Here is a 21739-nt window from a genome sequence, read left to right as displayed (position 1 = left end):
ATATATAGTTGCTAATTGTGCATCGTGGCTCTATTCGGAGGTTTCCTCCCGCACGTATCCACCAATGGCACCGCCAAGAGGTGAAATAACGATTGCATACAAAGACGCCGTAATCAATGGTTGTACCAGTGCCCACCAATATCTAATTTCTCCTTGGAGAAGTTCATTACTGATTGTAATTATCCACAGCAATAGTATGGCCACCAAACCAGTTAAAAGACCAACTATTATATTCTTTTTTCTACTTCCCCTCTGCAGATAGCCAGCGAGACTACCCCCTATTAAAGCACCTCCCGGAAAATCAACCAATAATAATGATGAAATAGCGCCAATTGATATATTGATTGCTGTTTTCTTTTTCACATTTCTAGTTTGAACTCCAGAATTAAATTACTACCTTTTCCGGTCGAAGATGAGTTTATATTATAAGTTTGCCATCACCCCTCGCCGCTCGAACGCCGCCCGAACCTCGTCGCTCACGCCCAACTCCTCCAATTCCTCGGCTACGTCTATCTCTTCGAACATCTCCGCGCCCTTCGGCGTCTTCTTGAGATTGTTCACGTGGTAGAGGTAGGACAATCGGAGCAACCAGATAGCCCGTTCCACGTCCTCGTCGCCTTCGATGTAGTGTGTCGTCCACCCCGACTCCGGGACGACGTGGTGTTCTTTCGTCCTGTCCTCCTCGACGAGGGTCTCGCGCAGGCGCTTGGTGAACGGCACGTCCACGATACCCCATCGGTGGACGTGGCCCACCTCGCGCGGGCCGAGAGTGAACTCTCGGCCCTCGAACCGGTGTTCGTTGGTCTCGACGTGGGGCCACGCGGCGACTTCCTCGATAACGCGGTCCACGAGTCGCGCCGCCTGACGCTGGTCTTGGTCCCCCATGGTCTCTGTCGAAGACACGCCGTCTGGCAACTTAGTCTGACTGCCCGTCTATCACGGGAGAACTTCGAGGACCACGACCGAGAGGTAGAGTTGGCCGAGTCCCGCGAGTATCATCACGACGGCGGCCGCTCGCTCCAGCGTCCCCGAGTACCGACCGAGGTCGCGCCACGTCTCGACGCCCGCGCTCGTCAGGAGCGTCACGCCCACCAGCGGGGCCGCGACCGCACCCGAGTACGCGCCCAGAACTGCGAGACCGCGGGCGGGCGAGAACGCGAGCGCCTGCGTCACCACGCCGAGGAACAGCGGCGCGACGCACCCGGCGGCCGCGAGCGCGTATACCGCGCCGAAGACCCCGAACCCGGCGACCGAATCCGGACGCTCGGGGAGCGCCACCCGCAGGTCGGGCGCGCGACCCGTCAGGGTCAGCGCGCCGAACGCCACGAGACCCACCCCGACGATGGGTTCGAAAAGCGGCAGGACCGAGGTGACTGTCTGGCCGAGCGCGAACGCGAGGGCGGCAATCGCTCCCAGCGCGACCAGCGCGCCCGATGCGGCCGCCGCCGCGGGGACTACGCCCGACGAGTCGTCGTTCTCGCTGACGTAGTAGCCGACGTATCCCGGCAAAAGTGGGAACGCGCAGGGCGCGAAGAACGTCGTCACGCCCGTACTCGCCGCGAACGCCACCGCGCCCGCGAACTCGGAAGTCGTCATCGCTCGGCGAGTGCGTCGGCTATCTGTTTCCGGAGGACGCCCTCGTCGGTGAGACCACCGTCCTGCCAGCGCACCTCGCCGTCGGCGTCGAAGACGACGACGTAGGGGATGCCGTGCGCGCCGAGCGCCGACGCGATTTCGCTGTCGGGGTCGAGACCGACCGTCCACCCGCCGTCGTGGGTGCGCCACCAGTCGCGGATGTCGGCCTTCGAGAGCGACCCGCCGACGCGTTCGTTCGTGACCGAGACCATCGCCACCTCGTCGCCGAAATCACGGTGGACGGCATCGAGCGCGTCCATCTGCTTCTTGCAGGGGCTACACCACGTCGCAAAGAGGTCGAGGACCGTCACGGTGTTCTCGACGGGGAGACGGACCTCGCCCGCCTCGGACCCCTGCGCGTCCATCGTCTCGACGCGGAGGGGCAGGTCCGCCGACGACCCGAGGTCGTTTCCCAGAAGCCACGCGCTCGCGCCGGTCAGACCGAGACCCCCGAGCGCGACTAGCAGGGTGCGTCTGTTCATGTTCGAACTGTTTCGAGGTCCGAAATTATCTGCTTCGCTTTCGGCGACTTCGACCGATAGGCGCGTTCGACGTAGCCGTCGGCGTTCACGAGGAAGGTGAGCGCGCTGTGGGTGAACATGTACATGTCCATGTCCTCGGGGTCGGTTCGCTCGAAGGCGACCCCGAACTCGTCTTGGACGACGGCCTTCGCGCGGTCTTTCGACTCCGGTCGGAGGAAGTGCCAGTTTCCGGCGTCGGCGTCCACGTTCATTTTCTCGGAGTACGCCTCCAAGCGGTCGGCGTCGTCGCGCGCCGGGTCGAACGTCGTCGGGAAGAACGCCACGTCGTCGGCGTACCTCTCGTTCAGCGAGTCGGTCTGGACGTTCCGCACGGTCGAGACCAGCACCGGACACACCGTCTTACAGTGACTGTAGAAGAACGTCAGGACGCTCGGTTTGCCGACGCTCCGGAGTTCGACCGTCCGGTCCTCCAGCGGTGCCGGGAGCGTCACGTCCGGGACCTTCTGGCCCCACGTCGGGTACGGCAGTTTCTCGCCGTCCACCTCCCTGTCGGGTTCGCCCAGCGCAACGTTCGAGTTCGAGTCGAGGACGCCCGTACACCCCGCTACCCCGCCCGCGAGTCCGACCGCGGTCGCAGTTCGAAGAAATTCGCGTCGGTCCATACCGGCCCTTACCACCGCCCGGTGAAAGGTAGTCTGGTGCAACTCTCGAAAGACCGAGGTCGGCGACTAGTCCCCGTCGCCGCGTTCGATGGGCGCGCGGACCAGATTCCCCCACTCGGTCCACGACCCGTCGTAGTTGCGCACGTCCTCGAACCCGAGAAGTTCGTGTAGCGCGAACCACTCGATGGAAGACCGTTCGCCGACGCGACAGTAGGTGATGACCGACTCCTCACCGTCCACGCCGTGGTCGGCGTACAGTCTCCGGAGTTCGTCTGGCGACTTGAACGTCCCGTCGTCGTTCAGGACCTGCTTGACCGGGACGTTCGACGCGCCGGGGATGTGACCGCCGCGTTGGGCCGTCTCGCGCATACCCTCGGGCGCGATGACCTCGCCCGAGAACTCTTCGGGCGAGCGCACGTCTACCATCGGCAGACCGCTGTCCATCGCCTTGTCCACGTCGTCCTTGTACGCCCGGATGCTCTCGAAGGGTCCGCGGGCGCGGTACTCCTGCGCCGGGAAGTCGGGCACTTCGTCGGTCGTCGGATAGCCCTCGTTGACCCAGTAGTCCTTCCCGCCGTTCAGGACGCGGGCGTCCTCGTGGCCGTAGTACTTGAACTCCCAGTAGGCGAACAGTGCGAACCAGTTGGGAATCCACCCGTCGCCGTAGAAGACGACGGTTGAGTCGTCCGATATTCCCGCCTCGCCGACGACTCGCTCGAAGTCCTCCTTCTTGAGGATGTCGCGTTCCTGCTGGTCCGAGAGGTCCTCGTCCCACTGCATCCCGATTGCGCCGGGAGCGTGGCCCTCGTCGTAGCGCGAGGGGAAGTCGGTGTCCGGCGACTCGGGACTGTTGACCTCCACGAGTCGGTACTCGGGGTCGTCGCTCCGGAACTGTTCGAGTCGGTCTTCCACCCAGTCGGCCGAGACGAGTACGTCGGTGTCGTAATCCGTATCGTTCATTTGCCCCACCGACCGGGACCACGACGCCGACCTACATAACCGGGAGTGTCGCGTTCCGTGACAGGACGCCTCGGAAGGCGAGCGGGCGTCCCGGTGAGCGAGCCGATGGGTTCCGAGCACTGGTCAGCGCACCAGTCGGGTCCGCGCGCCGACCGGCGCGCGGACCCGACCGGCAACCCTCGGAACGCCGGTCAGCAGATGGGTCGCGGGTCGAGACCCATCCCCTCCAGCGTCTCGGCGTAGTCGTCGTACGCGATTCGGACGACTCCCTCGGCGGTCTCGCGGGCGCGCTCCCAGTCGTCCTCGCCCTCGCAGTGGGACCCGAGCAGGTCCGTCCCGACCGAGACGGCTTCCTGCGTGTCCGCGCGCAGGTCCCGGAAGAGGTCGGCCCGGCGCTCGTCGGCCTCGTTGACGAAGAAGTTCACGACCTGCAACTGGGTCCGGTCGCTCGCCAGCGAGCGACCGACGAGTCCGGCCGCGCGCTCGACGGTCGAGTCGAGATTTCGCAGGTGGGCGTGTACCGAGTCCACCGCGTCGTCGGGGTCGAACCCGCCGTCCAACTCCGCCACGACTCGCTCGTAGTGGTCGCCCTCCTGTTCGGCGAGGGCCGCGAACGCGTCTTCGGCGTCGGCGTCGTCCGCGCTCTCGGCCCACCCGTCGAACGTCTCGCGGGCGGTGTGTTCGCTTCGGGCGGCGGCGCGCAGGACCGTCTCGGCGTCGAGTTCGGCGTCGGTCAGGGCGACGAGCGCCTGCTGAGACCCGAGGCGGTCGAGTTGGGTCGCCTTCGCGTCCTCTACGTCGTCGGAGAAGGTCGCGGGATTCATGTCGGGAGTCTACGGCGTCATCGCGCTTGAAGGTTTGCGGAAGCGTTTCGCGTCCCTTCTACCCTTCTTTTTGTTGCTCTTAGAAGTATTTGAATATGTTAGAAAAATATCTTCCATTCTTTAGACAATCTCGTGATTGCCGGCGTGGAACGTCCGGAACGATGTCGCGGTCGGTCGGACCGCCGTTCATCGTGACCGTGAACGGGGTTTCGGAGTGGTAGCTTCAGGCTTGAGCCACTCAGACCGCAACCGCACCGCAACCGCCGCCGCACCGCAACTGCCACCGCGAACAGCAGTATCGCCGACACCGATGAAGACCGCCACCGCACCGCCACCGCGGACCACACCCTCCCCAACCGACTCGCTCACTCGTACCCTTCGGGTACTCGCTCGTCCACCGGCAGACAATCCGCGTCTGCCGAGCAGTCGGCGCACAGCGCCGACGACACCGTCGGAAGCGAGTTCCGACGAGCAGTCCGTCGCTTCGCTCCGGACGACCTCGTGCGGATGGGCGCGACCACGAGGGTCGTGCCCGCACGCGCCGGGGTGGAGAGGCGAAACGGCAAGGGGAGTCGTCCCTCGTCGGCCTGCCACATCGTTTTCTTCCCTCGCGCCGTACCCCCGCGCATGTCCGACGAGAGCGCGGAAACCCCAGACGCACCGTCCGTCTCGGCCGAGGACCTCCACGACCGAATCCGGCGCGGCGAGCGCGTGACCCTGCTCGACGTGCGCAACCGCGACGAGTTCGAGGCGTGGCGCATCACCGGCGAGAGCGTCGAAGCAACCCAAATCACCTACGCCGAGTTCATGGCGGCGAAGGCCCGCGGCGACCTCTCGGCGTTCGTCGCGGACCTCGGTCTCGGCGAACCCGTCGTGGCGGTGTGCCCCCGCGGGGAGGTCAGTGCCACCGTCGCCGCCGACCTCCGCGAGCAGGGAATCGACGCCCGGAACCTCGCCGAGGGGATGGAAGGGTGGGCGCGGGTCTACGTCCCGCGCGAGGTCCCCGGCGCGCCCGACGATACCACCGTCCTCCAGTACGACCGGCCCGCCAGCGGGTGCCTCTCGTATCTGGTCGTCTCCGGCGACGAGGCCGCGGTCGTAGACCCCTTGCGGGCGTTCGCCGACCGCTACGTCGCCGACGCAGAGGCCCGCGGTGTAGACCTGACCGTCGCCATCGACACCCACGTTCACGCCGACCACCTCTCGGGCGTCCGGCGACTCGCCAGCGAGGCGGGCGCGCGCGCAGTCCTGCCCGCGGGCGCGGCCGACCGCGGTCTCGCCTACGACGCGACCCTGCTCGGAGACGGCGACGAGATTCGCATGGGCGAAGTCGCGCTGACCGCCCTCGCCGCGCCCGGCCACACCACCGAACTGACCGCGCTCCGCCTCGGCGACGTGCTGTTCTCCGGCGACGCGCTGTTCACCGACAGTTTCGGCCGCCCGGACCTCGAACGCGGCGACGAGGGTGCCCGCGACCTCGCGGGCACCCTCTACGACACCCTCCGAGACCGACTGCTCGCGCTCCCCGACGAGACGCTGGTCGCGCCCGGCCACCGGACGCCCGAGAGCGCGCCGAACCCCGACGAGAACGACACGTACACCGCCGGAATCGCCGCCGTGCGCGACCGACTCCGCATCCCCGACGAGAAGTCGGCGTTCGTGGACCGGGTGCTGGACTCGCTCCCGCCGCGACCCGCCAACTACGAGGACATCATCCCGGTAAACCTCGGCCGGGAGTCGCTGGACGACGAGACGGCCTTCGAGATGGAACTCGGCCCGAACAACTGCGCGGTGGCGGCCGACGACTGACCGACGAGTCGCCCTCGTTCCGTCGCTCGCCGCGACCGCAAGCCCTTCCCCGGCGTACCACCTTCCGACGGTATGGAAATCGACCCCGACGAGGTGCCCTCGCTCTACCGAACGCTCGCGGGTGCGGTCGTCCCCCGGCCCATCGCGTGGGTCTCGACCACCGACCCCGACGGCGTGGACAACCTCGCGCCCTACAGCTTTTTCAACGTCGTCGCTATCGACCCGCCGACGGTGATGTTCGCGCCCGTGGACGACGACGGGTCGCCCGAGGGCCTGAAAGATACCCCCCGGAACGTCCGTGCCACCGGGGAGTTCGTCGTCAACGTCGTCACCGAGTCCGTCGCCGAAGCGATGAACGAAACCGCCGCAACCCTCCCCGCGGGCGAGAGCGAGTTCGACCGCGCGGACCTCACGCGGGCGGACTCGCGCACGGTCACGCCCCCGAGGGTGGCCGAGTCGCCCGTCGCCTTCGAGTGTTCGCTCTCCGAGATGGTAGACGTGGGTGGGTCCACGATGGTCCTCGGCGAAGTCGAGTGGGTCCACGTCGCCGACGAGGTGACCACCGACGGGAAGTTGGACGTGGAGAAATTGGACGCGGTGGGCCGTCTGTCGGGGAGTCTCTACGCGACGACGGCCGACCGGTTCTCGCTGGAGCGACCACCCTAACATGGAAGAACGCATAGAGCGCACCGACCACCCGGTAACGCCCGACCGAATCGAGAGCGACCTCGCCGACCTCGGCGTCGAACCCGGCGACACCCTGCTGGTCCACTCGTCGCTGTCGTCGCTCGGGTGGGTCACGGCCGGGCAACCCGCGGTCGTGGACGCGCTGATGGAGGCGGTCACGACGGAGGGAACACTGGTGATGCCGACCCACTCGGCCCAGTACACCGACCCCTCCCGGTGGGAGAACCCGCCGGTCCCCGACGACTGGGAGGACGTGATTCGGTCCGAGCGCCCGGCCTACCGGCCCGAAGTGACGCCGACGCGGAGCGTCGGCGCGATTCCGGAGTGCTTCCGGACGTATCCCGACGCGATTCGGAGTCGCCACCCGGCCTACTCGTTCGCGGCGTGGGGCGCGGACGCCGAGGAAATCGTCGCCGACCACAGTTACGACGACGGACTCGGCGAGGAGTCGCCGCTCGCGGCGGTCTACGACCGCGACGGCACCATCCTCATGCTCGGCACCGGCCACGACACCAACACCTCGCTCCACCTCGCGGAGCATCGCGCCGACCGCCAGCAGGAAATTGCGACCCACACCACGACGGTTCTCGACGACGACGGCGAGAAAGAGACGATTACGCTCGAACACCTCGCGTACGACGCCGACGACTTCGCCGACGCGGGCGCGGACTTCGAGGACGACCACCCGGAGGCGGTCACTCGGGGACAGGTCGGCATGGCGGACGCGAAACTCGTCTCCCAGCGAGCGCTCGTGGACTACGGGGCGGAGTGGTTCGAGCAGAATCGGGAGTAGCGTTCGGGTATCAGTCGTCGGCGGCCGCCGCTTCGTTCTCCATCGCCGTAGCGTCGTCCTCGATGCTCGGCGGGTACTTCCCCCGGTCCAACACGAGGTCGCTGTTGGGTCGGGCCATGCAGGTCAGGGCGTACTCCTCGGCCTCCTCGTCGGTCAGGCCGCGGGCCGCGGGTTGGGTCACGTCGCCCTCCACGATTTCGGCCGAGCAAGCCAGACACATCCCGACGCGACAGGAGTACTCCTGTGCGACGCCCTCCTCGATGCACTTGCTCAGGATGGTCTCTTTGTCCGAGACTTCGATGCTCTCGCCCGTGCCGACGAACTCGACGGTGTACTCGGTCATGCCTCGTGCTACGAAACTCCCGCACTTTACTCTTTATCGCCGGGGCTGTCCCCCGTGCGTCGACAGGATGCCGCTTCGCGTATAAAGAGTTTTGCCCCCTCCGTCTCGTAGCCGAATGCATGGCTACGCACGAGTGCGACATCGTCGTCGTCGGGGCGGGGACGGCCGGTTGTTACGCCGCCGCGACCGCCGCACGCGAAGGATACGATGTCGTCGTAGTGGAGCGAAAGACCGAGGAGGAAGCGGGCCACATCGCCTGCGGTGACGCCCTGAAGGGCGCGGACGCCTTCCCCGAGGCCATCCCGAAGTCCCAACTCGAACCGTCGTTCACCAACACGGGGGTAGACCACGGCCGGTTCGAGATTCCTCAAGAGAACACGGTGCTGGAGATTCCGGTGCCCGGCGAGTTGGCGGTCATCGACCGGTGGGAATACGGTCGGCGCATCATCGAAGGCGCGGAGCGCGCGGGCGTCGAGTTCCACTACGACACGGTGGTCAAGGACGTGACCCAGCGCGAAGACGGCCGCGTGACCGGCGTTCGGGGCAAGCGCAAGGGCAACATCCACCGGTACAGCGCCGACGTGGTGGTGGACGCCGCGGGGTCGCTGTCGATTCTACAGGACAAGGCCGACCTCGAAGACCCCACCTTCGACACCAACGTCACCTACTCCCAGTTCTGCTCGGCCTACCGCGAAATCGTGGAGGTCGAAGAGCCGGTGCCGTGGGACGACGCTCTGGTGTTCAAACCCACCAAGCGGGCCGCGGGCTACCTCTGGTACTTCCCGCGCACGGACACCGAAATCAACGCCGGACTCGGCTTCCAGATGAACGAGGAACCGATGAAACTGGTCGAAGACCTCAAGCGGGACCTCCGGCGTCGGCCGGAGTTCGAGAACGCGACGGTCGAGGACAAACTCGGCGCGGCCCTGCCCACGCGACGGCCCTACGACTCGGCGACTGCGCCGGGATTCATGGCGGTCGGCGACGCCGCGGGCCACGTCAACCCGACGACGGGAGGAGGCATCGCTGGCGCGGCCTACGCGGGCAAGTACGCGGCCGAGGCCGCCATCGACGCCATCGAGGACGGCGACGTGGGCGAGGCCAACCTCTGGGAGTACAACCGGCGCGTGATGGACCACTTCGGCGCGCGCTACGCGGGTCTCGACGTGTACAACATCTTCTCGACCGCGGTGGACGTGGACGACCTGATGGGTCTACTGGGTGCGCTCCCGGCGAGCAAACTCGCCGAGGCGCTCTACTCGGGCAGTGCGAACGTCGGGTGGTGGCTCAAGATTCAGACCGCAATCAAGTCGTTCGGCCACTGGGACCTCATCTACGACCTCTACGAGACGAAGAACCTCGCAGACGACCTCATCGACCACTACGGGAAGTATCCGAGTCGCCCGCAGGGTCTGGAGGCGTGGCAACGCGAGCGCGACTCCATCATGGACGACATCTACGCGACGACCGGCGCGGACCCGAAGTACTGAAACGACCTTTTACTGCGCTCCGGAATCCGCCTGCGGCGGATTCCGTCGCTGGTAAAAGCTCGACCAAAAACACGGCGGTCGTCCCGCCACTCACTTCGTTCGTTCTGGTCCTCCTTGGTCCGCTCGCTCACGTTCGTTCGCTCGCGGTAGAACTGCTGGTGCGAACCGCGGAGGTTGCTGGTGCGAACCGCAGTAGTTGCCGGTGCGAACCGCAGAAATCGTTGGCGTCGGCGTTCAGCGCCCGGTTGGGGCTACTCCGACTCCGCTTGCTCTCGCAGGTCTTCGACGTGGCTCTCCAAGCGGTCCAGCGCAACGTCGGCGTTCATGTACCCCTTGTCGTACTCGCTGTACACCGTGTCCGCTTCGCTCAGGAACTCCGAAACCGCGTCTTCGAGGTCGGTCATACCCGCAAAAACGCGCCCGGCCGAGTTAGGTCTAATGAAGTCGCGGCGCGTCGGCGACCGACGCGCCGCGACGGGCTTGCAGGCCGGACAGGATTTAGTTGATTAGAGAACTATATAGATTTCTAAAGGAAAGGATTTTGTTTGTGAAAGGATGAGCTACGTTTCCGCGGTCCCGCCGTCGGCGGAACCGCGGCGGTCCACCGTCGCCTGCCGCGCACCCATCCAACACTCCGAGCGGCCGACCGTTCCACACCACCCACCAGCGTACGGCGCGAAGCGCCGTTTCGCCGCGAGCGAAGCGAGCGGACGTTTTTAGCGTAGCTTTTTGCGAGGAGCGGTGGCCGCAGGCCGAACGGCCTGCGGCCACCCGACGACGTAAAAAGGTACTATTGGAACATCCGCAACGGTTGGGCCTGCGAACTCTCGTCGGTCTCGGCCTCCTGCATGCGCTGGGCCAGTTGCTCTTTCTGCTCGCTGATTTCCTCGGCGCGGTCCACGAGGTCGTCGGTCCCGACTTCGACGCCCGCCAGCGGCGCGATGCCGTGGTCGATGAGGATGCGGGCGGCCTCCGGGTCGGGGAACTTCGGGTCGCTCTCCACGACGAGACCGAACGCGTCGAGACCCCGCGCGCCCGCCTCGTGCAGGAGCGCGCCCGTGGGACCGCTGACCGCGCCGCGTTCGGTCGGCGCGTCGATGTCCTCGTCGTCGAGTCGGTCCCCCGCCGCGCCGGTCGCCACGCCGTAGAGCGACGGGATTTGGTCGGCCTCCTTCTGCTTTGGCAGGCCGCTCATGTAGATTGGCGTGCCGTCGTGGTCGGCGACCCACTCCGTGACGCAGGAGGCGAACTCCGACGCCGCCGACGCCGACACCGGCACGTCGCTCTGGAGCGCCACGAGGTCCCGACTCTCGTCGGCGTAGAGGCGGACCGGCGGTCGGAGGTCCCGACTCCCCTCCTCGTAGACCGAAATTCGGGGCAGGCCCTCGCAGTCGATGCTGGCGTAGTAGGTCATGTCCAGCGTCCCGACGATGTGGTCGGCCGCGATTTTGCCGACCAGTCCGACGCCGGGCAGTCCCTCGACCAGCGTCGGTTCGGTCAGCGCTACGTCCTCGTCGTGTATCGTGACGCTTGCCATGCCGGAAGATGGGGCAGTGATTGCTTAAAGGTCGGGGGCGCTAGGGGTCTCGAACGGAGTCGGTTCGTTCCGAACCGACGAGGAACACCTCGCAAGCCCCCGCCGGTCGCTACGCACTGCCACCGTAACCGCAAAATCTGCGACGAAGGCTCAGAAATCCCCGCGCCCGCTCGCTACGTCCTGCCACCGTAACCGCAAAATCTGCGACGAAGGCCCAGAAAGCCCCCGCCCGCTCGCGGTCGCTCACCGACATATCTTCGGCTCACTTCGTTCGCTCGGATAGGGGTCGCTGAGACGACCACGGGCCTATCGGCCCGCGAGCGGGCGGCCCCTTTCATCCACCCCTGTCGGTTGGTCGGCCGAGCACGGCCGGTGGTTCGGTCGCCCGTCGCGCGCTACGTCTCGGATTCGGGGTCGGCGGTGTACGCCAGTTCGAGTTGGAGGCGGGCCGAACACGAGATGTTCTTCACGTCGAAGTCGATGCCCTCGACCTGTTCGTTCAGGTAGCCGTTGCACCGGCCCTTCTCGATGATGTTCTCGATGGTCGCCGGGGACCCGCATTCGGGGCAGTCGAAGTAGTAGCCGTCGTCGTTCTCGTGGATGGCGTCGGGTTCGAGTTCCATGCGCGCCGCGTCGTCCCAGTCCACGTCGTCGGGTGCGTTCGCGTTTGCCATGAGAGAGACGACGAGAGATGCACGGGTAATCTCTGGGGCCAACGTTCAGTTTGGCTTACCATGTAAAGTCTGTCTTCCAAATAACTCCGAGAAATACAGAAAAGACCAATATCGCAAACAACGTGAGAGAATCTTCACCGATAATTGGCTCCATTGTACGAACCGCAGACGTTCCAGCTAAAAGAAAGGTTAGTAGCACGATAGCAACGTTTCTATCATCTTCTCTCTTGGCTATTTCTCTCTCGTGTGCTACCTGAAAACCTTCTTCTGTTAGTTTTATTTCCCACCCCATGCTTTCCGCTACTTCTTCGACAGATTCTGCCTCGTCAGGGACCGTCTTGTTCGTTGGCTTCCTCGAAACCAGCTCCTGACGCTCTAAAAACTGTAGTGATTTTTCCACTTCGTCCTCAGAGAGTTCCGTCTCTTCTACGAGTCCGTGTCCCTCAATTTCTGCCATTCGATGTTTGACCGTTTCCGGGTCTTGATACAGGTATTCGATTACTTTTGCCCAATTTGGTTCATCCATTTGTACGATTGCTGATTCTCCTCGACCATATTATTTTTCTGCTCGCCAGTACGCCCTATCGTCGGCCTTCCGAAACCCACAAACGCCGCTCGCGCCAACTCCCCGCCAATGGAGAAACTGGAGCGCTACGAACCGCTGGTCGAGGACTTCGACGCCTTCCTCGACGCGTGCCAGCGCCCGCTCCCCTCGGTCGTTCGGGTCAACACCATCAAGGCGACCCCGGAGCGAGCGAAGGCGGCGCTGGACGAGGACGGAATCGACTGGACCGGCCGCGAGTGGTCCGACACCGTGCTGGAGTTGGACACCGACAACCCCGGTAGCACGTGGGCGTCGTACCACGGGTGGATTCACGGCCAAGAGGAAGTCTCGGCGATTCCGGCCGAAGTCCTCGCGCCCGAGTCCGGCGAGCGCGTCTGGGACGCCTGCGCCGCGCCGGGGAGCAAGACGACCCAACTCGCCGCGCTGATGGACGACGCGGGACTCGTCGTCGCCAACGACAACAACCTCGGTCGCCTCTCGGCCCTGCGGTTCAACACCGAGCGACTCGGCGTGACGAACACCGCGGTCACGAACAGCGACTCGCGGAACTTCTCGCTCAAGCCCTTCGACTTCGACGCCTTCGACAAGGCCCTCGTGGACGTGCCCTGCTCGTGCGAGGGGACCATCCGGAAGAACCCGACCACGCTGGACGAGTGGTCGATAGACCACGTTCGGAGCATCGCCGGGGTCCAGAAGGGCATCCTCCGGCGCGCGGTCCAAGCCACCCGCGAGGGCGGCACCGTGGTCTACTCGACCTGCACCTTCGCGCCCGAGGAGAACGAGGCCGTCCTCGACTACGCCCTCGAAACCGAGGACTGCCGACTCGTGGAGTTCGACATCCCGCTGGACTCCCGGCCCGGCGTCACCGAGTTCGACGGCGAGTCCTACCACGAAAGCGTCCGGAAGGCCAGACGCTTCTACCCCCACCACAACGACACCGGCGGGTTCTTCTGCGCGAAACTGGAGGTGGAGGGATGACCGAAGACGCTCCCACGAACGACGGCCAGCAGTTCGACCGCCTGCCCGCCACCGCCGACGACCGGGAGGTCGAAGGCCGGGCGACCCGCGAGGAGGTCGTCGAGTGGTGGGACCAGCGGTTCGCAATTCCGCCCGAGACCTTCGAGGGGTACACCTTCTGGGAAAAGGGCAAGGGCAAAATCTGGATTCTCCGCGGCGACGTGTCGTCGCCGCTCCGCATCGAAGCCCTCGGGATGAAGTTCCTCCGGACTCGCCAAGAACACTGGAAACCGACGACCAACGCGGTCCAGCGGTTCGGCCGCGAGGCGAGTACGAACGTCATCGAACTCACCCGCGAACAGGCCCGTCGGTTCGTCCGGGGCGAGGACCAAGAAATCGACTGGGACGGCGACTGGGGGTATCTCGTCGCGGTCCACGAACTCGCGGGCGGCCGCGAACCCCTCGGCGTCGGTCTCTACGTCCACGACGAACTCCGGAGTCCGGTGCCGAAGGGTCGCCAGCGCGACCTCTGAACTACCGAATCCCCGATATTTTGTACCCCTCCTTCGAAGGGCCGGTATGAACCGCCGCGCGTTCTTGGCGACCGCCTGCTCCGGTGCGGTCGCGGGGTGTAGCGGACGCCTGCTCGGGCCGAAACTGGACCGGACGGCGATAGCCGACCACCTGCGCGACTACGTGAACGAGGCCCGGACCGACCGCGGCGTGGGCTACTTCGCCACCGACGAGAAACTGGTGAAAGTCGCGCGCTACCACGCCGAGGACATGCTGGACGACTCGTACCTCCGGATGACCTCGCCCGACGGCGAGACGCTGGCCGACCGCTACCGGAAGTTCGACTACTCGTGTGGCGGCGTCCCGGCGGACTCAGACGGGCCGCGGGTCGGCAACGCCGTCCTGTTCAAAATCGGGTTCGACTCGGGGTCGTACACCGAAGCGGAAGTGGCCCGGAGACTGTTCGACCGCCTGCTGGCCAGTCCCGAGAAGAAGGAACTCGCGTTCTGGGACGTGTGGGACGCGCAGGGGACCGGCGCGGCCGTCGGCACGGACGCCGGGGGTCGGACGCTGGTCTACGCGGCCCAATGCTACTGCTGAGACGGGTCAGGACTTCTCGACCACGGTGCCGCCGCTCAACCCCTCCCACTCGACGGCGTAGCCGAGTTCCGAGAGGACCGCGCTGGCGTCCTCGACGCCGCGGTCCGCGAGGGCGTCTTCGGCGTCCGCGAACGTCATCCCGGTCTCGATTTCGTCGGCGAGGGCCGCGAGGACGGCGGGCCGGACGAGCGTCCGACCCACGCGCTCGTGGTCGGGGAACGACTGACCCTCGATGGCGTCTTCGCTGACGCCTCGCGCGCGGGCGAGAGACGCTAGCGTAGTCACGTCGGCCTCGGGGACGAGTTCGTCGGGGAGGTCCGCGGCGCTCTCGGCGACTAACTCCTCCTCGTAGCGCCGGAGGGCGTCCCGAACCTCCTTGAGCCGAATCGTCCCCGAGTAGGAAATCGCTCGGTGGTCGCGGGCCTCGATGTCTTCGCCGACGCCGAGACTCTCGTCCACCGCGACCAGCATCTCGACATCTTCCACGGTCTCCAACTGGCCGAGTTTCTTCTCGACGTACTCGGGCGTCCAGAAGCCCATTATCTCGAAGAAGACCCGGAAGTCGGCGTGTTCGTAGTCGAACGCGAAGTCCGGAATCATGACCCGAGCGCCGGTTTCGAGGGGTTCGGGTTCGCGGGTGAGGTCCCAGTCTAAATCCAGCGACTCGAACCGGGCGGCGAAGTCGGCCTCGACGCCGCTGTCGAAGCTCACGTCCGCGACCGGTTCGGTACCGGGAACCGCCACGGGGTCGTCGTCGGACAGAGAAAGGGTGCGCTCGGTGCCGTAGTCGTCCACGGTCGCCGAGAGGGTCCACTCGTCGGCCTTGGCGACGGTTCGGAGCAGGCGCGCGAACCGGGTGCCGTAGCGCCGGGTCGAGCGAAAGAGGGCGTCCGGACCGGTGACGACGACTTCCCTGCCCGCGCCAGTCTTACGAATCTCGTACAGCAGGCGCAGGCGCTTGACCGCCGAGACGAGCGCCTTCGGGTCGGAGGTGCGGACCCGGACCTCGGTGGCGTCGAAGAGCGCGGTTTGGGCCAGCGAGAGGTTGTACTGGGCGAGCAGTTCGTCGGGACTCCACCGAGCGTCGAACTCGGTGAGGACCTGTCGCTCGTCCAAGTCGGCGTAGAGCGAGTCGGCGACGGACTCGGGGTCGGCGTTCGCCGCGAGTCGCTGGCTTGCGGTCGTGAGGGCCTCGGCGCGTTCGGACTCGGAGACGACGCCGACTTCCTCGGCGGTCTCGAACGCGGCTCGGCGTGCGCGCTCGGGCGGGACCTCGGCGCGGGTCTCGAAGAGGGCCTCGCGTTCGAGGAGTTTGGCGAACCCGCGGACGAGTTTGAAGTGGTCGGCCTCGCCTTCGAGGTCCGAGAGCGCGGCGTCGAGTCTCTCGCGGGGTTCGCCGACGTGTCCCTGATACGTGCCGAGGACCCGCGCGGCCAGCGGCCGGTGTCTCCGGCCAGCGAACTGGGGATGGTAGCCCCCGCCCGCTCTGGAAACGCGCAACAGGTCCTTCGTGAGCATATCCGGAGGGAAGGGGGGCGCGTACAAAAATCGTCGGAAGACAGAAGACTCATTTCGCTGGCCTCGGACTCTGGGCTATGCGCAGACGCGACGCGCTCCGGAAGTGTCTGGCCGTCGGGACGACTGCGGGTCTCGGGTCGCTCGCGGGATGTTCGGGGGGAAGCGGAGACGCGGAGTCGGGACCGTCGGCGGACCTCTCGAAGGAGGGGTTCGACTTTCGGGAGGACGAGTCGGGGAATCTGGTCGTGACGGTGACGGTGAAAAACGCCGGAGACGCCGAGGGGACCGGCCACGTCTACGTCACCGTGACCGCCAGCGAACCGACCACCGGGACCGAAACCAGCGATAACGCGACCGGAGAGAGCGAGACCGAAACCGACGACGGCGACGACACGGTTGCGGCCCGCGAGTCGCGGGAAGTCACCGTGCCCGCGGGCGAGACGAAGACGGTCACGCTGTCGTTCGACGTTGCCTACCGGCAGTTCGCCCGAGGCGGAAACATCGAAGTTGACTTCCGGCCCTGAGCGTCGGCGGTTCTCACCGCCGACGCTCGGCCACCCGTTCCTCGGCGGTTTCCGCGCTGACGACTTCGTAGAGCAGTGCCGGTCGGTCGTCGTCCTTCGGTCGGAGGATTCGTCCGAGTCGCTGGGTGAACTCGCGTTCGCTCCCGCTTCCCGAGAGGAGGACCGCGACGTTGGCGTCGGGCACGTCCACGCCCTCGTCCAAGACGTTCGAGGTGACGACCCGCGAGTAGTCGCCCTCGCGGAACCGGCCCAAGATTTCCCTGCGCTCGGCCGCGCCGGTCTGGTGGGTGATGGCAGGGAGCAAGAATCGTTCCGAGAGGCGGTACACGAGGTCGTTGTGCGCCGTGAAGACGATGATTCGGTCGTGGCGGTGGTCGTCGAGGATGGCTTCGAGCGCATCCACCTTCGCGTCGCTGTTCATCATCACCTCGCGGGCGCGTTGCTTGGCGAGCAGTGCCTCGCGCGCCTCGGGGTCGGACCCCGAGCGCTTGACGAGTTCCTGATAGTCGCTCCCGCTTCGCATCCGAATGTTGGATTTGGCGAGGTAGTTCGTGAACACCTCGTTTGCGGCCTCGTAGCGCTCGCGTTCCTCGGGGGTCAACTCGACTTCGAGGCGCTTGATGTCGTAGGGCGCGAGGTGGTCGCCGGCGAGTTCGTCGGGGTCGATGGCGTAGACCTTCCCGCCCACGAGTTCGGCGACTACCTCGTGTGCGCCGTCGGGTCGCTCGAACGTCGCGGTCAGGCCCATCCGGGCGGGCGCGGTGAGCAGTCGGGCGATGTCCCGGTAGCCCTCGCCGCCGAGGTGATGCACCTCGTCGAAGACGGCGAGTCCGAACCGGTCGCCCAACTCGTCGGCCCGCAGGTACGCCGAGTCGTAGGTCGAGACGGTCAGCGCCTCGACGGTCTGCTCGCCGCCGCCCAACTGCCCGACGGGGACGCCGAACTCGGCTTCCAACTCGCGGCGCCACTGCTCCAGCAGGTCGATGGTGGGAACAACGACGATTGTCGCCGTCTGGAGGTCCTCGATGGCTTTCAGGCCGATGACGGTCTTGCCGCTCCCGGTCGGGAGTTCCAACACCCCGCGGCGTCCGGCGTCCTGCCACGCCGAGAGCGCATCGTGCTGGTACTCCCGGAGTTCGTAGGTCGAAGCGACGTTGGGTAGGTCGGGCGCGTCGAGGACCGAATCCTCGTAGTCGACCGCTCGCTCGTCCAACCACCGGCGCAGGGCGGCGTACCGGAAGGCGGGCGCTCTCCGGGTCTTCGACCGGGCGTCGGTCTCGGTGTGGGGCGGGTCGAGCGTCGTTTCGGGGGCCGTCTCGACCCGGACGGTCCCGTCCTCGAAGGTGAGGGTCGCGTCGGGCACGTGTCGGTAGTCTCTCGGTTCTCCGTCGCCTTAAGCGACGTGTCGCGCGGGCTTTGGCATTCTATAGAATTGTTAAAGACGCTTATTGATATTTTTAAGAATTGTTTCTAGTTGTCTGACTTCCTCCGGACGTGCGTCGGCGCTCCGCGCCGACGACCGAAGCGACGTGGCGGTGGCGAGCGCGCGGGGACTCTTCGGGACCGCTTCCGTGCAGTCGTCGCGGCGACTGGATACGTCACGGGACGAACCTTCCGAGCATCCGTCTCGAACTTTCGACGCCGGTGCCTCAACGGTTTTGAGGCTGGACTGTGTTGTCCCGGCCATGACGGACGCAGTGTTTCTGACGAGCGAGGAGATTTCCGGATTGGCGACGCCCGCGGAGTACGTCGAGGCGGTCCGCGAGGGCTACCGCCAGCGCGGGGAGGGCGCTCCGGCCCGACCCCGTGCGAAACTCACCAACGAGGAACCGCCGGGGATGCTCACCGACTACTCGGCGGTCCTGCCCGAGACCGGCGCGATGGGCGGGTACATGTACGCCGCCGGGTTCGGCGAGACGGACGCGTGGTTCGTCGCGCCGCTGTTCGACGCCGAGTCTGGCGAACCGCTCGCGCTCCTCGACGGCGCGAGCATGAACCCCTTCAAGACCGGCGCGGCGGGCGCGGTGGGCGTGGACGCGCTTGCCCGCGAGGACGCCGAGACGCTCGCGGTCATCGGCGCTGGTTCGCAGGCCCGCGGGCAACTCCGCGCGACGGCGACGGTCCGGGACCTCGAAAGCGTCTGGGTCTACTCGCCCACCAAGGAGAGTCGGGAGGCGTTCGCTGGCGAGATGAACGAGCAGTTGGACCCCTCGGTCGCCGCCGTCGCCTCCAGCGCCGCCGCAGTCGAGGAGGCCGACATCGTGATTACCGCCACGACCGCGAGCGAACCCGTCTTCGACGGCGACCTGCTCGCGGGCGGCACCCACGTCACCGCGATGGGTCAGTACCACCCAAACAAGCGCGAACTCGACGCCACGACCGTCGAGCGCGCGAAGTACGTCCCCGACCTCCGCGAGCGAGTCACGCAGGACGCCGGGTCGTTCATCGCGGCGCGCGACGAGGGCGTAGTCTCGGAGGACCACGTTCACGCCGAACTCGGCGAAGTCGTCGCCGGGCAAGCGCCGGGCCGCGAGTCCGACGACGAAATCACGGTCTTCGACAGCGGCGGCACCGGCATCGAGACGGTGGCCGCGGCCCACATGCTCTACGAGAAGGCGACCGAGGACGGACTCGGGTCGGACATCTCGCTCGCACCGGCGAGCGAGGCGCTCACGGGGAAGTAGGCCGGTCGTTCGCCGACGAGTAGTCGAGCGACTCGTCGGGACGGAATTCGGAGAAAGGGAGAGTCGAACGAGCGAGTCACCGTTCTCAGGCCGCAATCATCACGGCCGCGATGAACGACGAGTTGGTGCCCGCCTTCGTCTCGTGTTTCTTGCGCTCTACGTCGGTCATGTTTCGGGGATGTTGCCACTGCATATCTCTACAAAATATTTACTCACACTTGAGTATGTCGTCTCGTTTATGGGTTGACAGAGCCTCGCAAATCACTTGTGATGGCATATCACGGGCGAAACGCGCCCACCGCAATCGTGACGAAGCGCGGACCGAGAAGAGTCGCGGTTACAGTCCCAACGCCTGCACCAACGTCATCCCGCTCGCCAGCGCACCGACCAGATACCCGCCAATCGCGCCGCCGTTCAGAAGCGGGAGTCCCGCGTGCGCCCGACCCTTCATCACCATCCAGAGCAGGACCAGCAGGCCCGCGATGGTACCAATCATCGAGGTCAACGCGGGCAGGTTCAGTGCGAGACCCGAGACCAGCGGTTCGGCGGGCGCGAAGAACGCGGCGCTGGCGACCATCACCGTCGGCATCACGGCGTCGCCGAGACCGATGAAGAACACGTCGCGCTCGCCCATCTCTGGGCGCTCGGCCTCCGCGTCCGTCTCCGGAGTCCCATCGGCGTCCGCCGCCGGTTCTCCGCCGTCGGCGGCACTGGCGTCCGGTTCGCCGCCCGCGTCGTCGGCCATCCCCTCGTCGTCGAGAAACGAGTACGAGAGGCTCATCGGAATCACGAGGATGACCGGAATTTTGAGGTCCATCACGCCCGAGGCCAGCGTCAGCATGTGTTCGGTGCCGTAGACGCTGATGGCGTCGTACACCGCCAGCACCGTCAACAGCAGGATTGCCGGGAGCAGGCCGAAACTGATGCCGAACAGTCCCGCCGCGCCAGCGCCCATCAGGACGCCCGCGGCGTCGATGACGTACCACTCGGGGTGGACCGCAAGCGCCAACGCGACGACGCCCGCGGCGGCCAGCGCGACCACGTTGAGGGGTGCGCCTCCCGCCTCCACGACCACCCAGTCGGGTACCACGACCGAGAAGACGTACCACGAGAGCAGTCCGCTGGTGAAGATGAGCGCACCGCGGAGCAACCACTGCACGTCGAATTTGATGATGAGGAGCATCACTCCGGTCAGGACCAGCACCGCCCCGACGTACACCAGACTGTTCGTCGGGTCGGAGGGGTTCTCTACCTGCTGGTAGCCCGCCTGCTGAAACGGCTCGACCAGCGCCAGCGCGCCGAGTTGGACCAACAGAAACATCCCGACGGTCAACCCGAGGGCCGCGAACGCACGCGTTCGAGTCTCCATGTCGGAGGCGTGGCACCCCGCGGCCTTTGGGGTTGTGGTCTCCCGTCGCTCCCGAACCGACGGTCGGCCGAAGCGCGACCACCCGAATCCGAGTAAATTCCGCGCGTCTCCTCGCGGCTTTTATCCGGGAAGTAACCGATACGCTTTTTGTAGTGGCCTTCCCGTGAGATGGTATGTCAAGTCACGGAGCGAGAGGGCGGTCGCCGGAGTCCGCTCGCCTCCCCGGTGCCGTCCCGTTCACCGTACCCGCCCTGAACCGCCTCAGTTGGGAACTGGGGTCGCAGGTCGTTTCGGACGCGACGCTGGTGGCGGAGTGGGAACACGTCACCTCGGGTCGGACGCTGGCGGTCTACGACGTGACCGACCACACCGTCGTCCTCGGCGTCCGGACGCCGGTCGGCCGCCAGCGGTTCTACGGCGCGGCGAAAGACGACGTGGAGTCCAAGCGCTCGCGCCTCGACGACGCCGACGACTGGCGGCGGTGCGAGTAGCGTAGCACGAAAATAGTGCCCGCGACGAACGCGAGTGTTCTGGACGACCCCAGCCTACCGCGCGTAGAGTTTCGACCCGAGTAGCGGCGCGAGCGCGACCCCCTCGTCCGGCGAGACGGCGACGTAGGGGCGCGAAACCGGGCCGAACACGTCCACGACCCGGCCCACGGCGTTCAGTTGTTCGTTCACCGCCTCGGTGCCCACGTCCGGGGGTTCGTCGTCGGGACACCGGACGACGGCGAGACCTTGGGCGGTCCGGACGACATCGCCGAGTTTCTGCATCGCCATCAGTCCCGCAGTGCTGCGACGTAGGCCGCGACTGCTTGAATCAGGTCGTTCTTCGAGGAGTCGTCGGCGTTCTGGACCAGCACGCGACCACGCTCGTTCCAGTTCTCCCGCGAGTAGGCCTTGTCGCGTTCGATTATCGCGTCGTAGCCCACCTGCTGAACTGCCTGCGCGATTTCGTCTACCGTCGGCTCATCGACGGCCATCTCGGAGGCCACCCGGCGTCCCTCGTTGCGACTCTTCGCCGCGTCGAAGTACGCAGGCCACAGAACTTTCTCGACCATACGTCAACGTCTCGCCCCGGCCATTAAACAAGTTAGGAAAAGAGCGAGGCGAG

The 21739-nt window shown here is 66.0% G+C and carries 28 protein-coding genes; 10 read left to right on the top strand and 18 right to left on the bottom strand.

Features of this window, described 5'->3' with window-relative positions:
* Nucleotides 1–30: 30 nt before the first annotated feature.
* The 8 genes from P2T60_RS03380 to P2T60_RS03345 all read right to left on the bottom strand — a co-directional run bounded on the left by P2T60_RS03380 (nucleotide 31) and on the right by P2T60_RS03345 (nucleotide 5159).
* Nucleotides 31–363: a DUF5518 domain-containing protein gene (locus tag P2T60_RS03380; RefSeq protein ID WP_276281154.1), complete on the bottom strand. Its 333-nt coding sequence runs from the start codon at nucleotides 361–363 to the stop codon at nucleotides 31–33.
* A 60-nt stretch (nucleotides 364–423) separates the two neighbouring features.
* Complete coding sequence (locus P2T60_RS03375) at nucleotides 424–885, bottom strand: luciferase domain-containing protein (RefSeq protein ID WP_276281153.1); 462 nt, start codon at nucleotides 883–885, stop codon at nucleotides 424–426.
* Between the two features lie 51 nt (nucleotides 886–936).
* Entirely contained in the window at nucleotides 937–1596 is a 660-nt protein-coding gene (locus P2T60_RS03370; RefSeq protein WP_276281152.1) for a cytochrome c biogenesis CcdA family protein, read from the bottom strand.
* Nucleotides 1593–2117 (bottom strand): TlpA family protein disulfide reductase, encoded by a 525-nt coding sequence (locus tag P2T60_RS03365; protein ID WP_276281151.1) that lies wholly within the window; start codon nucleotides 2115–2117, stop codon nucleotides 1593–1595. Before P2T60_RS03365 ends, P2T60_RS03370 begins: the two co-directional genes overlap by 4 nt.
* The gene (locus tag P2T60_RS03360) at nucleotides 2114–2779 is read right to left on the bottom strand and encodes an SCO family protein (RefSeq protein WP_276281150.1); all 666 of its coding nucleotides are present in this window, start codon (nucleotides 2777–2779) and stop codon (nucleotides 2114–2116) included. Before P2T60_RS03360 ends, P2T60_RS03365 begins: the two co-directional genes overlap by 4 nt.
* Nucleotides 2780–2845: 66 nt before the next feature.
* On the bottom strand, nucleotides 2846–3739 hold the full coding sequence (locus P2T60_RS03355) for a sulfurtransferase (RefSeq protein WP_276281149.1): 894 nt from the start codon (nucleotides 3737–3739) through the stop codon (nucleotides 2846–2848).
* A 191-nt stretch (nucleotides 3740–3930) separates the two neighbouring features.
* Nucleotides 3931–4563 (bottom strand): rubrerythrin family protein, encoded by a 633-nt coding sequence (locus tag P2T60_RS03350; protein WP_276281148.1) that lies wholly within the window; start codon nucleotides 4561–4563, stop codon nucleotides 3931–3933.
* 365 nt (nucleotides 4564–4928) lie between these two features.
* Nucleotides 4929–5159, bottom strand: coding sequence for a hypothetical protein (locus tag P2T60_RS03345; RefSeq protein WP_276281147.1), 231 nt, complete (start codon nucleotides 5157–5159; stop codon nucleotides 4929–4931).
* A 31-nt stretch (nucleotides 5160–5190) separates the two neighbouring features.
* Here P2T60_RS03345 and P2T60_RS03340 point away from each other — a divergent pair, with 31 nt between their 5' ends.
* From P2T60_RS03340 to P2T60_RS03330, 3 genes are all read left to right on the top strand, one after another.
* Nucleotides 5191–6372: an MBL fold metallo-hydrolase gene (locus P2T60_RS03340; protein ID WP_276281146.1), complete on the top strand. Its 1182-nt coding sequence runs from the start codon at nucleotides 5191–5193 to the stop codon at nucleotides 6370–6372.
* A gap of 72 nt (nucleotides 6373–6444) precedes the next feature.
* Nucleotides 6445–7038, top strand: coding sequence for a flavin reductase family protein (locus P2T60_RS03335; RefSeq protein WP_276281145.1), 594 nt, complete (start codon nucleotides 6445–6447; stop codon nucleotides 7036–7038).
* A gap of 1 nt (nucleotide 7039) precedes the next feature.
* Complete coding sequence (locus tag P2T60_RS03330) at nucleotides 7040–7852, top strand: AAC(3) family N-acetyltransferase (RefSeq protein WP_276281144.1); 813 nt, start codon at nucleotides 7040–7042, stop codon at nucleotides 7850–7852.
* 10 nt (nucleotides 7853–7862) lie between these two features.
* On the opposite strand, the gene P2T60_RS03325 is transcribed toward P2T60_RS03330, so the two are convergent.
* Nucleotides 7863–8195: a 2Fe-2S iron-sulfur cluster-binding protein gene (locus P2T60_RS03325; RefSeq protein ID WP_276281143.1), complete on the bottom strand. Its 333-nt coding sequence runs from the start codon at nucleotides 8193–8195 to the stop codon at nucleotides 7863–7865.
* A gap of 119 nt (nucleotides 8196–8314) precedes the next feature.
* Here P2T60_RS03325 and P2T60_RS03320 point away from each other — a divergent pair, with 119 nt between their 5' ends.
* Nucleotides 8315–9685 carry a geranylgeranyl reductase family protein gene (locus tag P2T60_RS03320; protein WP_276281142.1) on the top strand — a complete coding sequence of 457 codons (1371 nt, stop codon included), beginning with the start codon at nucleotides 8315–8317 and terminating at the stop codon, nucleotides 9683–9685.
* A 251-nt stretch (nucleotides 9686–9936) separates the two neighbouring features.
* Here P2T60_RS03320 and P2T60_RS03315 read toward each other — a convergent pair whose 3' ends face one another.
* From P2T60_RS03315 to P2T60_RS03300, 4 genes are all read right to left on the bottom strand, one after another.
* Complete coding sequence (locus P2T60_RS03315) at nucleotides 9937–10089, bottom strand: hypothetical protein (RefSeq protein ID WP_276281141.1); 153 nt, start codon at nucleotides 10087–10089, stop codon at nucleotides 9937–9939.
* A gap of 386 nt (nucleotides 10090–10475) precedes the next feature.
* On the bottom strand, nucleotides 10476–11222 hold the full coding sequence (locus P2T60_RS03310; protein ID WP_276281140.1) for a proteasome assembly chaperone family protein: 747 nt from the start codon (nucleotides 11220–11222) through the stop codon (nucleotides 10476–10478).
* Between the two features lie 395 nt (nucleotides 11223–11617).
* Nucleotides 11618–11896: a hypothetical protein gene (locus P2T60_RS03305; protein ID WP_276281139.1), complete on the bottom strand. Its 279-nt coding sequence runs from the start codon at nucleotides 11894–11896 to the stop codon at nucleotides 11618–11620.
* Between the two features lie 55 nt (nucleotides 11897–11951).
* The gene (locus P2T60_RS03300) at nucleotides 11952–12353 is read right to left on the bottom strand and encodes a hypothetical protein (protein ID WP_276281138.1); all 402 of its coding nucleotides are present in this window, start codon (nucleotides 12351–12353) and stop codon (nucleotides 11952–11954) included.
* Nucleotides 12354–12530: 177 nt separating this feature from the next.
* Between P2T60_RS03300 and P2T60_RS03295 the strand changes: the two genes are divergently transcribed.
* Genes P2T60_RS03295 through P2T60_RS03285 form a run of 3 tightly spaced genes read left to right on the top strand, consistent with a single transcriptional unit; the run spans nucleotide 12531 to nucleotide 14531 of the window.
* Nucleotides 12531–13439, top strand: a complete 909-nt coding sequence (locus tag P2T60_RS03295) for an RsmB/NOP family class I SAM-dependent RNA methyltransferase (RefSeq protein WP_276281137.1) — start codon at nucleotides 12531–12533, stop codon at nucleotides 13437–13439.
* Entirely contained in the window at nucleotides 13436–13951 is a 516-nt protein-coding gene (locus tag P2T60_RS03290; RefSeq protein WP_276281136.1) for a DUF7122 family protein, read from the top strand. Before P2T60_RS03295 ends, P2T60_RS03290 begins: the two co-directional genes overlap by 4 nt.
* Before the next feature lie 46 nt (nucleotides 13952–13997).
* A complete protein-coding gene (locus tag P2T60_RS03285; protein WP_276281135.1) occupies nucleotides 13998–14531 on the top strand; it encodes a CAP domain-containing protein in 534 nt (177 codons plus the stop codon).
* Nucleotides 14532–14537: 6 nt separating this feature from the next.
* Here P2T60_RS03285 and P2T60_RS03280 read toward each other — a convergent pair whose 3' ends face one another.
* Complete coding sequence (locus tag P2T60_RS03280) at nucleotides 14538–16049, bottom strand: DUF790 family protein (protein WP_276281134.1); 1512 nt, start codon at nucleotides 16047–16049, stop codon at nucleotides 14538–14540.
* A gap of 77 nt (nucleotides 16050–16126) precedes the next feature.
* Here P2T60_RS03280 and P2T60_RS03275 point away from each other — a divergent pair, with 77 nt between their 5' ends.
* Nucleotides 16127–16573 carry a hypothetical protein gene (locus P2T60_RS03275; protein WP_276281133.1) on the top strand — a complete coding sequence of 149 codons (447 nt, stop codon included), beginning with the start codon at nucleotides 16127–16129 and terminating at the stop codon, nucleotides 16571–16573.
* A 13-nt stretch (nucleotides 16574–16586) separates the two neighbouring features.
* On the opposite strand, the gene P2T60_RS03270 is transcribed toward P2T60_RS03275, so the two are convergent.
* A complete protein-coding gene (locus tag P2T60_RS03270) occupies nucleotides 16587–17936 on the bottom strand; it encodes a DEAD/DEAH box helicase (protein WP_276281132.1) in 1350 nt (449 codons plus the stop codon).
* A gap of 322 nt (nucleotides 17937–18258) precedes the next feature.
* On the opposite strand from P2T60_RS03270, the gene P2T60_RS03265 reads away from it, so the two are divergent.
* Complete coding sequence (locus P2T60_RS03265) at nucleotides 18259–19257, top strand: ornithine cyclodeaminase family protein (RefSeq protein ID WP_276281131.1); 999 nt, start codon at nucleotides 18259–18261, stop codon at nucleotides 19255–19257.
* A 337-nt stretch (nucleotides 19258–19594) separates the two neighbouring features.
* Here the strand turns inward: P2T60_RS03265 and P2T60_RS03260 are convergent, their stop codons facing one another.
* Nucleotides 19595–20626, bottom strand: a complete 1032-nt coding sequence (locus P2T60_RS03260; RefSeq protein ID WP_276281130.1) for a presenilin family intramembrane aspartyl protease PSH — start codon at nucleotides 20624–20626, stop codon at nucleotides 19595–19597.
* Between the two features lie 173 nt (nucleotides 20627–20799).
* Here P2T60_RS03260 and P2T60_RS03255 point away from each other — a divergent pair, with 173 nt between their 5' ends.
* On the top strand, nucleotides 20800–21117 hold the full coding sequence (locus P2T60_RS03255; protein WP_276281129.1) for a hypothetical protein: 318 nt from the start codon (nucleotides 20800–20802) through the stop codon (nucleotides 21115–21117).
* A gap of 54 nt (nucleotides 21118–21171) precedes the next feature.
* Here the strand turns inward: P2T60_RS03255 and P2T60_RS03250 are convergent, their stop codons facing one another.
* A complete protein-coding gene (locus tag P2T60_RS03250) occupies nucleotides 21172–21399 on the bottom strand; it encodes an H/ACA ribonucleoprotein complex subunit GAR1 (protein ID WP_276281128.1) in 228 nt (75 codons plus the stop codon).
* A gap of 5 nt (nucleotides 21400–21404) precedes the next feature.
* A complete protein-coding gene (srp19, locus tag P2T60_RS03245) occupies nucleotides 21405–21686 on the bottom strand; it encodes a signal recognition particle subunit SRP19 (RefSeq protein ID WP_276281127.1) in 282 nt (93 codons plus the stop codon).
* Nucleotides 21687–21739: the final 53 nt, after the last annotated feature.

Source organism: Halorussus caseinilyticus, assembly GCF_029338395.1.
Taxonomy (GTDB): domain Archaea; phylum Halobacteriota; class Halobacteria; order Halobacteriales; family Haladaptataceae; genus Halorussus; species Halorussus caseinilyticus.
Note: the sequence above shows the minus strand (reverse complement) of the source record. Positions and strands in the feature narration are given on the sequence as shown.

Excerpts from the sequence above, each read along its gene's own strand:
- P2T60_RS03375 (WP_276281153.1), bottom strand. The coding sequence starts at position 885 with ATGGGGGACCAAGACCAGCGTCAGGCGGCGCGACTCGTGGACCGCGTT.
- P2T60_RS03370 (WP_276281152.1), bottom strand. The coding sequence starts at position 1,596 with ATGACGACTTCCGAGTTCGCGGGCGCGGTGGCGTTCGCGGCGAGTACG.
- P2T60_RS03365 (WP_276281151.1), bottom strand. The coding sequence starts at position 2,117 with ATGAACAGACGCACCCTGCTAGTCGCGCTCGGGGGTCTCGGTCTGACC.
- P2T60_RS03360 (WP_276281150.1), bottom strand. The coding sequence starts at position 2,779 with ATGGACCGACGCGAATTTCTTCGAACTGCGACCGCGGTCGGACTCGCG.
- P2T60_RS03355 (WP_276281149.1), bottom strand. The coding sequence starts at position 3,739 with ATGAACGATACGGATTACGACACCGACGTACTCGTCTCGGCCGACTGG.
- P2T60_RS03350 (WP_276281148.1), bottom strand. The coding sequence starts at position 4,563 with ATGAATCCCGCGACCTTCTCCGACGACGTAGAGGACGCGAAGGCGACC.
- P2T60_RS03345 (WP_276281147.1), bottom strand. The coding sequence starts at position 5,159 with ATGTGGCAGGCCGACGAGGGACGACTCCCCTTGCCGTTTCGCCTCTCC.
- P2T60_RS03340 (WP_276281146.1), top strand. The coding sequence starts at position 5,191 with ATGTCCGACGAGAGCGCGGAAACCCCAGACGCACCGTCCGTCTCGGCC.
- P2T60_RS03335 (WP_276281145.1), top strand. The coding sequence starts at position 6,445 with ATGGAAATCGACCCCGACGAGGTGCCCTCGCTCTACCGAACGCTCGCG.
- P2T60_RS03330 (WP_276281144.1), top strand. The coding sequence starts at position 7,040 with ATGGAAGAACGCATAGAGCGCACCGACCACCCGGTAACGCCCGACCGA.
- P2T60_RS03325 (WP_276281143.1), bottom strand. The coding sequence starts at position 8,195 with ATGACCGAGTACACCGTCGAGTTCGTCGGCACGGGCGAGAGCATCGAA.
- P2T60_RS03320 (WP_276281142.1), top strand. The coding sequence starts at position 8,315 with ATGGCTACGCACGAGTGCGACATCGTCGTCGTCGGGGCGGGGACGGCC.
- P2T60_RS03315 (WP_276281141.1), bottom strand. The coding sequence starts at position 10,089 with ATGACCGACCTCGAAGACGCGGTTTCGGAGTTCCTGAGCGAAGCGGAC.
- P2T60_RS03310 (WP_276281140.1), bottom strand. The coding sequence starts at position 11,222 with ATGGCAAGCGTCACGATACACGACGAGGACGTAGCGCTGACCGAACCG.
- P2T60_RS03305 (WP_276281139.1), bottom strand. The coding sequence starts at position 11,896 with ATGGCAAACGCGAACGCACCCGACGACGTGGACTGGGACGACGCGGCG.
- P2T60_RS03300 (WP_276281138.1), bottom strand. The coding sequence starts at position 12,353 with ATGGCAGAAATTGAGGGACACGGACTCGTAGAAGAGACGGAACTCTCT.
- P2T60_RS03295 (WP_276281137.1), top strand. The coding sequence starts at position 12,531 with ATGGAGAAACTGGAGCGCTACGAACCGCTGGTCGAGGACTTCGACGCC.
- P2T60_RS03290 (WP_276281136.1), top strand. The coding sequence starts at position 13,436 with ATGACCGAAGACGCTCCCACGAACGACGGCCAGCAGTTCGACCGCCTG.
- P2T60_RS03285 (WP_276281135.1), top strand. The coding sequence starts at position 13,998 with ATGAACCGCCGCGCGTTCTTGGCGACCGCCTGCTCCGGTGCGGTCGCG.
- P2T60_RS03280 (WP_276281134.1), bottom strand. The coding sequence starts at position 16,049 with ATGCTCACGAAGGACCTGTTGCGCGTTTCCAGAGCGGGCGGGGGCTAC.
- P2T60_RS03275 (WP_276281133.1), top strand. The coding sequence starts at position 16,127 with ATGCGCAGACGCGACGCGCTCCGGAAGTGTCTGGCCGTCGGGACGACT.
- P2T60_RS03265 (WP_276281131.1), top strand. The coding sequence starts at position 18,259 with ATGACGGACGCAGTGTTTCTGACGAGCGAGGAGATTTCCGGATTGGCG.
- P2T60_RS03260 (WP_276281130.1), bottom strand. The coding sequence starts at position 20,626 with ATGGAGACTCGAACGCGTGCGTTCGCGGCCCTCGGGTTGACCGTCGGG.
- P2T60_RS03255 (WP_276281129.1), top strand. The coding sequence starts at position 20,800 with ATGTCAAGTCACGGAGCGAGAGGGCGGTCGCCGGAGTCCGCTCGCCTC.
- P2T60_RS03250 (WP_276281128.1), bottom strand. The coding sequence starts at position 21,399 with ATGCAGAAACTCGGCGATGTCGTCCGGACCGCCCAAGGTCTCGCCGTC.
- srp19 (WP_276281127.1), bottom strand. The coding sequence starts at position 21,686 with ATGGTCGAGAAAGTTCTGTGGCCTGCGTACTTCGACGCGGCGAAGAGT.